Source organism: Sabulibacter ruber (assembly GCF_017355955.1).
Classification (GTDB): Bacteria; Bacteroidota; Bacteroidia; order Cytophagales; family Hymenobacteraceae; genus Nibribacter; species Nibribacter ruber_A.
This window is the reverse complement of the sequence record NZ_JAFFID010000001.1, coordinates 1,173,316-1,186,066: the sequence shown is the minus strand read 5'-3', so window position 1 is coordinate 1,186,066 and position 12,751 is coordinate 1,173,316. Positions and strand designations below refer to the sequence as shown.

General features: G+C 50.3%; 8 protein-coding genes. All 8 read left to right on the top strand.

Annotated features, from left to right (window positions below; all coding sequences use genetic code 11):
- The first annotated feature begins 11 nt into the window (after window positions 1–11).
- The 8 genes from JT719_RS04955 to JT719_RS04920 all read left to right on the top strand — a co-directional run bounded on the left by JT719_RS04955 (window position 12) and on the right by JT719_RS04920 (window position 12,739).
- Window positions 12–1,754, top strand: a complete 1,743-nt coding sequence (locus JT719_RS04955; RefSeq protein WP_207431386.1) for a RagB/SusD family nutrient uptake outer membrane protein — start codon at window positions 12–14, stop codon at window positions 1,752–1,754.
- 55 nt (window positions 1,755–1,809) lie between these two features.
- The gene (locus JT719_RS04950; protein ID WP_207431385.1) at window positions 1,810–2,838 is read left to right on the top strand and encodes a DUF5627 domain-containing protein; all 1,029 of its coding nucleotides are present in this window, start codon (window positions 1,810–1,812) and stop codon (window positions 2,836–2,838) included.
- 26 nt (window positions 2,839–2,864) lie between these two features.
- Window positions 2,865–4,976, top strand: a complete 2,112-nt coding sequence (locus tag JT719_RS04945) for an endo-1,4-beta-xylanase (protein ID WP_207431384.1) — start codon at window positions 2,865–2,867, stop codon at window positions 4,974–4,976.
- A gap of 400 nt (window positions 4,977–5,376) precedes the next feature.
- Window positions 5,377–6,237 (top strand): alpha/beta hydrolase-fold protein, encoded by an 861-nt coding sequence (locus tag JT719_RS04940; RefSeq protein ID WP_207431383.1) that lies wholly within the window; start codon window positions 5,377–5,379, stop codon window positions 6,235–6,237.
- A gap of 688 nt (window positions 6,238–6,925) precedes the next feature.
- Window positions 6,926–8,068 carry an endo-1,4-beta-xylanase gene (locus JT719_RS04935; RefSeq protein ID WP_207431382.1) on the top strand — a complete coding sequence of 381 codons (1,143 nt, stop codon included), beginning with the start codon at window positions 6,926–6,928 and terminating at the stop codon, window positions 8,066–8,068.
- Window positions 8,069–8,075: 7 nt separating this feature from the next.
- Complete coding sequence (locus JT719_RS04930; RefSeq protein ID WP_207431381.1) at window positions 8,076–10,037, top strand: glycoside hydrolase family 97 protein; 1,962 nt, start codon at window positions 8,076–8,078, stop codon at window positions 10,035–10,037.
- 246 nt (window positions 10,038–10,283) lie between these two features.
- Window positions 10,284–11,135, top strand: a complete 852-nt coding sequence (locus JT719_RS04925) for a sialate O-acetylesterase (RefSeq protein WP_207431380.1) — start codon at window positions 10,284–10,286, stop codon at window positions 11,133–11,135.
- Window positions 11,136–11,164: 29 nt separating this feature from the next.
- Window positions 11,165–12,739: a glycoside hydrolase family 43 protein gene (locus JT719_RS04920; protein WP_207431379.1), complete on the top strand. Its 1,575-nt coding sequence runs from the start codon at window positions 11,165–11,167 to the stop codon at window positions 12,737–12,739.
- Window positions 12,740–12,751 lie beyond the last annotated feature (12 nt).

Below are 12,751 nucleotides of genomic sequence, written 5' to 3'. Positions count from 1 at the left end.
AGCATAATCATATGAAAAAGAAATTACTCTTATTCCTGGCGGTCGCTTTCATGGCTGGCAGCTGTGACGATTTGATTGAACCAGGCTTAGAAAACCTCCGGGGTCTGGATGACATGTATGAGGAGGCAGAATATGCCCAAGGGTTCCTGTTGAACGGGTATGCCCGCATCCCCACCAATGGGTGGGCCTTTACGGATGTTGCCACTGATAACGCAGTCAGTAATGACAGAAACAATGCCTACCTGAAAGTGGCAACCGGACAATGGACCTCTAACAACAACCCATTTGATGAGTGGCGGAACTCCAAAGCAGCCATCCAATACCTGAACATCCTGCTTCAGGAGAGTGAAAAAGTGAAATGGGCCAAGGATGAGAAAGTTAGCCAGATGTTCAAAGACCGTATCAACGGGGAGGCGTATGGGTTGCGGGCACTTTTCATGTATCATCTGTTGAGGACGCATGCCGGAAAGAGCGCAAGCGGTGAGTTGCTGGGGGTTCCCATAGTGCTGGAACCTGAGAAAACAAACTCTGACTTCAATAAGCCCCGGGCAACCTTTGAGGAGTGCATGCAACAAATCTACCGGGATCTGGATAAGGCGGAAGAACTGCTTCCGCTGGATTTTGAGGATGCTTCCAGTTTACCACCAGCTTACAGCGGAAGCAATTTAGACGAATACAACCGGGTGTTCGGCCAGTTTGCCCGCCAACGCATGTCAAAACGGATTGCGATGGCCATTAGAGCCCAGGCCGCGCTGTTAGCGGCAAGCCCAGCTTATAGTTCAGGCAATACCACCACCTGGGCCAAGGCAGCCGAGGATGCTGGAAAAGTTTTGCTGCTCAAAGGAGGAGTAAGCGGGCTGGACCCCAATGGCCTGAACTGGTATGCGGCTGCATCTGTGATCAATGAATTGGCGGCAGGAAATAACCCCCCGGAAATCCTGTGGCGAAGTGATGTGTCTTTAAGCAATGACCTGGAACGGCAGCATTTCCCCCCAACCCTTTTTGGCAACGGTCGGTTAAATCCCTCGCAAAACCTGGTAGACGCTTTTCCCATGGCAAACGGCTTTCCCATTACAGATGCCGCCAGCGGATATATGAGCACAGCACCGTATGACAACCGCGACCCACGCCTGAAGCTCTTCATCTCAGTGAATGGGAGTACGGGCGGGCCGAACAATACGGCCATCATCACAGCCGCGGATGGTACTACCAATGATGCCCTTAACAGGGTGGAGACTTCTACCAGAACAGGGTATTACATGCGGAAACTGCTTCGGCAGGATGTCAACCTCAACCCTGTGACCACCAACACCCAGAAGCACTACAAACCCCGCATCCGCTACACTGAGATTTACCTCATTTATGCCGAGGCGGCAAATGAAGCCTGGGGCCCTACCGGGACAGGATCAGTGGGGTTCTCTGCCTATGATGTGATCGCGGCTATCCGGAAACGCGCCGGTATCAGTCAGCCAGACAATTACCTGGAGTCTATCAAATCAGACAAGGAAGCCATGCGCGCCCTGATCAGAAATGAACGTCGGCTGGAATTATGTTTTGAGGACTTCCGCTTTTGGGATTTACGCCGCTGGAACGCCAATCTAACAGAAGAGGCAAGAGGAGTAAGGATACAGAATGGAAACCATGAGACGATTCCCGTGGAAGCCAGAATTTATGGAAGTCATATGACTTATGGCCCAATTCCTTACAGTGAAATTCTGAAGTTCAGTAACCTGGCACAAAACAGGGGATGGTAACAGGACCCCGCTTATTCGCTTTACACCTAGGTTTCCTTTATTAAAAATCAGAACAATGAAGAAGATATATCTAAGCTTTTTAACCCTGCTGGTAGGTTTAACTTCCTGTGAAAACGAGGAATGGGAATTCCCGGATTATGAGTTCCAGTCTACCTATTTCGCCTACCAGTATCCGGTGAGAACCATCGTGCTGGGGGAAGACATCTTTGACACGACGCTTGATAACCAACATAAGTGTAGCATTATGGCTACCACTGGCGGGGTGTATGAAAACAAAAAAGACGTCACCATTGCCGTAACCGTGGACAATTCATTGAGCGCTGGCCTTCTATTCGGCCCCAATGGAGATGCTCTCACGGCCATGCCCAGTAATTACTACCAACTGGCCTCAGACAAGATCATCATTCCGCAGGGGAAAACCATAGGAGGGGTGGAAGTACAACTCACCGATGAGTTCTTCGCAGATCCGCTGGCCTTGAAGAAAACCTATGTCATTCCCATGCGCATGACGGCGGTTCACAATGCAGATTCCATCTTGTCTGGCAAGCCTTTGATTGAAAACCCTAACAGGGCAGTGGCTGGTCATTGGAGCATTGTTCCCAAGGATTTTGTCCTGTACGCGGTTAAGTACGTCAACCCCTGGCATGGAAATTACCTGAGAAGAGGCAAGGATATCATAGAAGGGAAAAACGGGAACACCTCCCTGAACCAGACCATTGTGAGACACCAGCCCTACGTGGAAAAGGATGAGATAGTAAAACTGACGACCCAGTCCTTGAGCCAGGCAGAGTTACCGGTTCAATTCAAGGACAAAACCGGAAAAACCATCACGTGCAATCTACTTCTCTCTTTCGCAGAGCAGGGAAATTGTACTATTTCGGCTAATTCTACGGCCTACACGGTAACTGGAACCGGCAAGTTTGTGAAAAGAGGAGAAAAGAAAAGCTGGGGGAATGCAGACAGAGACGCTCTTTACCTGAACTACAAAATTGAGTTGGAAGACATGAGCGTCACTTCTACAGATACAGTGGTGCTGCGGGACCGTGGGGTGGCTATGGAAACCTACACGCCGGTGCTCAAATAAGGGGATAAACGTTTGATTCAGACAACATGAACCATTTCTATAAAATAGGATTTTGCCTTGCCAGTTTCTTCCTGACCACCTCCTGTGGCTATGAGCCGCTTGATTTTGAGGTTGAGAAACCGGCCAGTTTCGCCTTACAGGAGGAGATTGACGCCTATGCCGACCTGAAGACCTTCGTTAATCGGGAAGCTAACCCAGGTTTCAAGCTAGGTACAGGTGCCATAATAACAGACTACAGCTTGCAAGGGGTATTGTACAGACTCATTAACCGTAACTTTGATGAGATAACCCCTGCTTCCGGCATGATGCACGGGGCCATAGTGCAGGCTGATGGAAGTCTTAACCTGGAAAATGTATCCAAGTTCCTCACCACCGCGGAGAAGGCAGGTATGACCGTTTTTGGCCATACCCTGGTGTCGCATGCCAACCAGAACGCGAGTTACCTGAATGGCTTGCTTACTCCCTTGGTGGTAGAGTCTCCGGCTTATGCCAATTCTTTGAATACTAATAGCCTCAAAGCTGGAACATTTGACGGCTATTCTACTTTAGGGGCATCAGTTTTAATTGTAGATAACGAGGGGATGGGGGGCAATGTGAAAGCCATAAAGCTGGTGTCTGGGGCTTCCGCCTCTGCGCCAACCGACCTCCAATTGGTAACTCCCGCAGTTCCGGTGGTGCAAGGCCATGAGTATGAGGTTGTTTTCTATATCAAGTCTGATGCCCCGGGCCAGGGGAGAGTGGCCTTTGAAGGGTTAAAAAATAATACTCCTGCCAAAGACTGGACGGGTACCGGTAGTTCGCCAACCTTTACTACCGGCCCTGGGTGGAAAAGGGTCAGGTTCAAGGTGAATGATTTTGATGCTGGTTCTATCAAACTGCACCTAGACCTGGGGTATGCCCCCAATGTGACGTATTACGTAGATATCAACAATTTCTATGTGTATGACACCCAGGGAGACCCGCTGATTACCAACTTGGTGGCCAACGGCAATTTTGAGTCGGGGTCAGGCTGGGGAGGTTGGGGGAATGGTTCCACCAGGGGCATCACCGCAGACGGAATGGGCCTGAACAACGCAGGTAAGGCGTTCTTTGTCACCAATCCTTCTGTCGCGGCCAATTATTACACCGTCCAAACCTCGTATGAACTGGGCAAGCCTCTGGACAACGGAAAAGCTTACAAACTGAGTTTCTGGGTAAAAGGTACTGCCACGGGTGTCATCAGGCCAGAGCTGCAGAGTCCCAACTACTCATCTAACGGCTTTGGGATGGTGAACGTGACCAAAGACTGGCAACTTGTCTCCCTCACCACCACCGCCACCGCTGCAGACCGAAGCCGCCTTGTATTTAGCTATGGCGAGTTTGCCGGTACCGTGTACATAGATGACGTGGTCCTGAGCACAGCCATATCTGTGGGGGGGACCACCCTGGTGCAGAAAACCGCCGCAGAAAAAGAAGCCATTATTACAAGCCAGCTAGACCGTTGGATCTCCGGCCTGGTCACCGCAACCAAGGGGTCTGTCAAAGCCTGGGATGTGGTCAGCGAACCCATGGATGATGAGAAGCCTTCTGAACTGAGAACAGGAAAAGGCAGAACCCTGGCCTCGGATGAGTTTTACTGGCAAGATTACCTGGGGAAAGAGTATGCGGTGAAGGCTTTCAAAGCTGCCCGAGCAAAAGGCAATGCCACCGACCTGCTCTTCATCAACGACACCAAACTGGAGCAGAACCTGGACAAAACCCGAGGGCTGATTGAGTATGTGAAGTACATAGAAGCAAATGGCGCCAAAGTAGACGGAATAGGCACCCGATTGAACCTGAGCCTTACCTCAGATAAGCAGAACATTACCACCATGTTCCAGCTACTGGCCGCCACCGGAAAAATGGTAAGGGTATCCGGGTTAAGCGTATCCTTAGGCGTGACTGCCGACAAAGCTACCCCGGAACAATACCTGGCGCAGAAAGAGATGTACCAATACGTTCTGAATGAGTACATAAAGACAGTGCCCGCTAAACAGCGTTACGGCGTTACCATCTCCAATCCACTGGATACCACTGAACCCGCTGGCCTTTGGACCCAAGGGCTCGTTCGGAAGCCAGCCTACGCAGGATTTGCAGAGGGTCTGAAAGGTTTGAAGTAATTTGTGACAAGATCTGATTTGGAGCCGTTTTTCCAAAAACTGCCCCAAAACACGAGTTCACTTGTGAGTTGATTAAAAATATACAACTAACTGTGATTCAAAGCAGCTTATTGTGATAAATTAGCAAAGCAAAGCCAATCTGGCCTGATTCTTTGGTAATCCATTGCAATAAGCTGTTTCTCTTTACTTCAGAGGCACTTAAGAAGAAGCCTGTTAATTCTTGATCGGGTTCGTCAAGGAATAAGTGGCTAACTCAATCCTTGTTTTTACATCGGTTTTGGAAAAGCAGCCCAGAAACGGATCTGATTGCTGCTTCAATTATTGCAGGTGAGCCCTGGCCAACTAACACCTTCTGTTTCCATTAAGTCACAATAAAGATGGTGACTTCTAAGATTAGACTATGAGAAAAATTTTATTGACGGCCCTTACCATAGCACTGTTCAGTATGGTGGCATGGGCTCAGGACTCGGTGAAGGTAGCGCCCCCAGGATTTGATAAGCTCCGGACAGGGATTTCGCGGTGCCAATTGGATACGGTGGAATATGCTTCTAAATTTTTAGGCACCGCCCGAAAAGCGTTGGTGTACACGCCTCCGGGGTATACCAGGAAAAAGAAATATCCGGTCTTATACCTGCTGCACGGCATTGGCGGTGATGAGTTTGAATGGCTGCGGAACGGTCAACCCCATATCATATTAGACAATTTGTATGCCGAGGGCAAACTGGAACCCATGATTGTGGTGCTGCCCAACGGCCGGGCTATGAAAGATGACCGGGCGGTGGGCAATGTCTTTGATAGCGCCAAAGTGCAGGCGTTCACCGCCTTTGAGAAGGACCTACTGGAGAATTTGATTCCGTTCGTTGAAAATACCTATCCCGTGGAGAAAGATCGGAGGCGGCGGGCCCTTGCCGGCTTATCCATGGGTGGCGGACAGTCCCTGAACTTCGGGTTAAGGAACCTGGATAAGTTCGCGTGGGTAGGCGGGTTCTCGTCTGCCCCCAACACAAAAATGGCCGAGGAATTATTCCCCAATCCGGGGAAGGACAAAGGCAAACTACAGCTCCTTTGGATCTCCTGCGGAAAAGATGATAACTTATTGCACATCACTCAGCGCACCCATGACTACCTGGCACAGCATGGGGTACCGCATATTTATTACATAGAACCAGGCGGACACGACTTCAACGTCTGGAAAAATGACCTGTACCTGTTCTCGCAACTCTTGTTTAAGCCAGTAGCTGCAACCAAGTACCCTAAATAAGATTCCGGTTCAGCATGCTTCTGTTCTGGTACGGTTCAACTTCCAAATACATACAAAGAACTTGGTCAACTTTCTGCCTGGGTGCTTCTCTCTATCTGCCCAACGTTTCACCAATGCCAAAGAGATAGCCAGCCTATTCAAACCAGACTTCTTTTGCCAAGGAAAAATCCGAAATTTTTCCTGAGGCAAGAATCTGTTTTGGGCTTGGTTTTAGGAAAGCAGGCCTGAAACGATAACCTCTTTCTCCCTTCAATTTCATCGGGCCGATCACTTCCGAAAGGGGAGAAGTCTCTGGCAAATTATCCAGGTTGTGGCGTTCGCAGACCCTTGGCTGCTCCTTTGACCAAGAGCCTGCGAACAAGTTACACCAACCTTTTTCCGTCTGCCCTGTTGGATGTAAAATATGCGTTTTTAGCGCTTTAAGATGGGTAATGTAACATCAGGCTAAGTTTTTGTAACACGAGATGTAACGGATGTAACATCGTGGAAAAGAAATGAAACACTCCTATGGGGAGCTTTTGCTGCTGCTTAGATACATTTGATTTTTGTACCTTCTGGTAAAGGAGGAGGATGCGGGAGTTTGGGTATATTAGACTGCGAGTGCAGGTCAAGTGCTGAAAAGCGTTAGCCATGCCGCCAGGTAAATAGCTTGAGAGCCGGAGTTCCGTTGGCAAAACCAATTATGAAAATGAATAAGAAAACACTTTATAACACCGCAAAAGTCGCCATCCTTAGCGTCATGCTTTTTAGTGGGGCCTGCAAGGTTGCTAAAACCGATTCCGGTGAATTAAGCCTGAAAGATGCGTTTAAAAACAAGTTCCATATTGGCACAGCACTAAATGCCCAGCAGATTACAGGGCAGGACGCGGCGGGTATTCAGGTAGTAAAAGAGAACTTCAACGCAATTGTGGCGGAGAACTGCATGAAAAGCGGCATGATCCAGCCCCGGGAAGGCCAGTTCAATTTTGACCTGCCAGACCGTTTCGTGAAGTTTGGGGAAGAGAACAAAATGCTGATCAATGGCCATACCTTGGTCTGGCACTCACAGGCACCCCGGTGGTTTTTCACCGATAGCTTGGGCCGTGATGTGTCTAGGGAGGTATTAATCCAGCGCATGAAGACCCATATTCGTTCCGTGGTGGGCCGATACAAGGGGCGGGTGCATACCTGGGATGTGGTGAATGAGGCGATTCTGGATGATGGTTCCTGGCGGAAAAGCAAGTTCTATGAAATCATTGGGAAAGACTTTATCAAGCTTGCCTTTCAGTTTGCCAAAGAGGCCGACCCTAAAGCAGAATTATACTACAATGATTACTCCATGGCCATACCCAAGAAAAGAGACGGAGTGGTGGCGATGGTGAAAGAACTGCAGCAGCAGGGGGTTAAAATAGACGGGATAGGCATGCAGGGCCACATCGGGTTGACCTTCCCTACTACGGAGGAGTTTGAGAAAAGCATCCTGGCTTTCTCTGGCCTTGGGGTAAAAGTCATGATCACGGAGCTGGACCTGACAGTGCTACCCTCGCCTGGCGGAAACGTAGGAGCCGATGTGGCGGCCAATTTCGAATACCAGCAAAAGATGAATCCTTACCCCAATGGATTGCCAGATTCTGTGAGCCAGGCCTTCAATGAGCGGTATCTTGATTTCTTCAAGCTCTTTTTAAAGCATCAGGACAAAATCTCCCGGGTGACCTTATGGGGAGTAAGTGATAAAGACTCCTGGCGAAACGGCTGGCCGGTTCGCGGCCGAACGGATTACCCGTTGCTGTTCGACCGAGACAACAAACCCAAGGCGGTGGTGAAATCCATCATTCAGGCTGCTAAACAATAAGCTAGGTATGCGATTGAAAGAAGTTAAAAGCCCATTACAGCGAATCATTTGTTTCCTTTTCATAGTCCCTTTCTGGGCGCAGGCGCAGAACCCTTCCGTGAAAAGCCCCGACGGCCAGCTACAAGTAGAGGTATTTCTGCAAAGCGGTCAGCCTCATTACCGGGTAACGCACGCGGGAGAAACCATTCTGGAGAATTCGCCTTTGGGGCTGAAAACCAACCTGATTGATCTTTCTCAGAATCTTACCCTGCAGGACACCAAGCAAAACAAGATAGACCAGAAATATAGTCAACAGAAAATCAAAAAGTCACAGGTGCATTACTTGGCCAATGAGCTGGAGTGCTCGTTTGTGAACAAAGACAAGAAGGTGCTGCAGGTGGTGTTCAGGGTGAGCAACAATGACATTGCTTTCCGGTACCAACTACCTGAGCAAGGAGACCCTAGGGCTCTGGTAGTGGAGAAAGAAGTAACCGGTTTTAATTTCCCCCAGCAGGCCAAAGGCTTTTTGACGCCGCAATCCAAATCCATGGTGGGGTTTGCCAGAACCAAGCCCAGCTATGAAGAAGGATACCAGGTAGAGCAGGACATCGCTGCCAGATCGGCCCATGGGCTTGGTTACACGTTTCCGGGCCTTTTCAAGGTAGGAGCCCACTGGGCCCTTATTTCTGAGACTGGCGTCAGAGGGCTTTACTGCGGGTCTCACCTTAGTGACCCAACTGCTGATGGCACGTACTCCATCGCTTTCCCGGATATCACCGAGAACAACGGGTTTGGCAGCACCGGGGCCGCTATTGGCGTTCCGGGAATTACCCCATGGCGTACCATCACGGTAGGCAAGGGCCTGAAGCCCATTGTGGAGACCACCATCCCGTATGACGTGGTGGAGCCGCTATACGAGCCTTCCATGGAGTATGCCTTCGGCAAAGGAACCTGGAGCTGGATCATGTGGCAGGACCAAAGCATGAAATACGAGGACCAGGTCACGTACATAGATCTGGCGGCTCAGCTGGGCTACCAGTTCATTCTCATTGATGCCCTGTGGGATAAGAATATTGGGTATCCGCGCATGGAAGAGCTTATCAAATACGCCGCGTCTAAAAATGTAGGTGTTTTTCTGTGGTACAACTCCAACGGAACGGTCAACGATGCCCCCCAAACACCTCTCAACAAAATGAATACTGCCATTGTCCGCAAGAAGGAAATGCAATGGATGAAACAAAACGGGGTAAAAGGTATTAAAGTCGATTTCTTCGGCGGAGACAAGCAGGAAACCATGCGCCTCTATGAAGACATTCTCTCTGATGCCAACGACTACGGCTTGATGGTGGTTTTCCACGGCACTACCCTCCCAAGAGGCTGGGAGCGCATGTTCCCCAATTATGTGGGCAGTGAAGCCGTGCTAGCCTCCGAGAACCTGATGTTCAGCCAGCATTCCAACGACCGGGAGGCTTTCAGTGCCACCTTGCACCCCTTCATCAGAAATGCTGTGGGCAGCATGGAATTTGGTGGGGTGGTCTTGAACAAACGCTATAACCGCACCAACAACGGGGGTAACCATCGGAAAACCACCGATGCGTTCCAACTGGCCACATCGGTGCTGTTCCAGAACCCAGTTCAGTTTTTCGCCCTCGCACCCAATAACCTGCAGGATGCCCCCGCTTTCGCGATTGATTTCATGAAGCAGGTACCCACCACCTGGGACGATACCCACTTCCTGGACGGCTACCCCGGCAAGTATAGCGTACTGGCCAGACAGCATGGCAGCAACTGGTACGTGGCCGGCGTGAACGCCCAGGCTGAGCCCATAAACCTGAAACTCAGTTTACCCATGTTTTCCGGAAAAGAGGTTGTTTTCTACGGCGATAATAAGGACGGCACCAGCTACACCAAAAAAGTGAAAGTTGCCAAAAACGGTGAGCTGAAAGTCACCATTCAGCCGCAGGGAGGCATTGTGCTGGTGAACCGGTAAGAAACAGTGAAGTATGGGCTGACTTGTTCAGGCTTACCCAGAAACCACCAACCATCTGTGCTCATTAGCAAAGCTTTCAAGGAGTAAAACCGATTTCTCCTGTTTATCTTTCTTATATTCATTTTGGAGCTACTTTCCAGAAAACAGCCCTGAAACGAATGTTGAGTACCGCTTTGAATGAACAAGTGGGAAGGCGATTTAAACCGAAACAACTGATTATCCATATTATACCTAATAAGTAATAGCATGAACTTTAAGAGAAGCCTCACCCTTTTGGGTATTTTGTTTACCATCCACACGGCGGCCTTCGCCCAGGACCCCAATTTCTACATCTTCCTGTGCTTCGGGCAATCTAACATGGAGGGACACGCCAAATTTGAGCCGCAGGACACTACCGCCAACAACCGGTTTAAAGTCTTGGAAGCAGTAGACTGCCCCGAACTGGGGAGAAAGAAAGGCGAATGGTATCCAGCTACCCCTCCGCTGGCCCGGTGCAATACCGGTCTTACCCCCGCTGACTACTTCGGCCGAACCTTGCTCGCCACCCTTCCGGATAATATTAAAGTAGGGGTGATCAACGTGTCTGTGGGAGGCTGCAAAATAGAGCTGTTCGAAAAAGGCACCTATCAATCCTATGTGGCCACGGCACCTGACTGGATGACGGCGGCGCTGGTACCCTATGACAAGAATCCCTACGGCCGATTGGTGGAAATGGCAAAACTGGCCCAGAAAGACGGAGTCATCAAGGGCATTTTGATGCACCAGGGAGAGTCCAACACCGGTGATGCCTCCTGGCCCACCAAGGTGAAAGGGGTGTACGACAACCTGATCAAAGACTTAAACCTCAATCCCAAAAAAGTGCCCTTGCTGGCCGGGGAGATGGTAAGCAAGGAGCAAGGAGGTAAATGCGCTAGCATGAACGCCATCATCGCCAAGCTTCCCGAAGTAATACCAAATGCCCATATCATTTCTTCGGAAGGTTGCCCGGCCGTGGACGACCAACTGCATTTCTCCGCCGAAGGGTACCGAAAGCTAGGAAGAAGATATGGGGCTAAGATGCTGTCCTTGCTGGGGTATAAAAATGTTCGGGTGGAATAACAGTTTTCTAAAAGGGAACATAGCTTTCTATGATGAACAAACTTTCGCGCATAGGTTTACTTACCCTACTTTCCCTCTGCTGGACCTTTTCCTCGCAGGGGCAAGGGGCCCAAAACCCCATCATTCACGCCGATGTGCCCGATCTGGCCATGATCCGGGTAGGGGACACCTATTACATGAGCAGCACTACCATGCACATGAGCCCGGGTGTGCCCATCATGAAATCAAAAGACCTGGTGAACTGGCAACTGGTAAATTACGCCTATGATACCTTGGCCAATGTAGATGAAATGACCCTGACAAATGGGAAAAGCACCTATGGAAGAGGCTCCTGGGCCAGCAGCCTGCGGTACCACAAGGGCACCTACTATCTGACCACTTTTGCGCAAACCACCGGGAAAACCCATGTGTACACCACCAAGGACATCGAAAAAGGTCCTTGGAAGGCTGTTTCTTTCAGGCCGTCTTACCATGACCATACCATTTTCTTTGAAGATGACGGGAAGGTGTATCTAATTTATGGTGCCGGCAACCTGAAAATGGTTGAGCTTCGGGAAGATCTTTCGGGAGTGAAGCCAGGCACGGAAAGGGTGCCCATTGATAATGCCAGTGCTCCGGCAGGACCTAATATCAACCTTCAAGCCGAAGGGTCTCAGCTTTTCAAGGTGAACGGGAAATATTACTTGTTCAACATTGCCTGGCCCAAGGAAGGCATGCGCACCGTCATCGTTCATCGCGCAGATAAGATAACCGGCCCTTATGAAGGCAAGCTGGCCCTGCAGGACAAAGGCGTGGCCCAAGGCGGACTGATTGATACTCCGGGCGGTGACTGGTACGCGTACCTGTTCCGTGACTATGGGGCCGTGGGCCGTATCCCGTACCTGGTGCCGGTTACCTGGAAAGACGGCTGGCCCGTTTTGGGAGTGGACGGCAAAGCGCCGGATAAGCTGAACCTGCCCGCCAGCAAAGGCCTGATGCCGGGCATTGTGGCCTCAGATGAGTTCACCCGCAGGAAAGGCGAGGCGGCCCTGCCTTTAGTTTGGCAGTGGAACCACAACCCCGATAACAAGCTTTGGTCCGTCACGAAGCGGAAAGGCTACCTAAGCCTGACCACCGGCCGGGTGGATACCTCTTTTCTGCTGGCCAGGAACACCCTTACCCAGCGTACCATCGGGCCGGAAAGCTCCGGTTCCACTTTGATAGATGTGACCAAGATGAAGGATGGTGATTTTGCCGGGCTTGCCTTGTTGCAGCAACGGTATGGCTTAGTTGGGGTGAAATCTGAAAACGGGGTCAAATCCATAGTCATGGTCAATGCCCAGTCAGGCAGGCCGGAGGAAGTTGGGCATATTCCACTCAAGCAGAACAAGGTGTATTTGAAAGCCGAATGCGATTTTAAGGAGCGGAAGGACGTGGCGAATTTCTTCTACAGCCTGGACGGAAAGACCTGGACCAAAATTGGCACGCCGCTGAAGATGGCCTACACCATCCCGCATTTCATGGGTTACCGCTTCGGGCTTTTCAACTACGCCACCAAAACGCCGGGCGGCCAGGTAGATTTTGATTATTTCCGCATTCAGGACCAGATCACAAAGGCAGAGTAGCCACTATTTCTT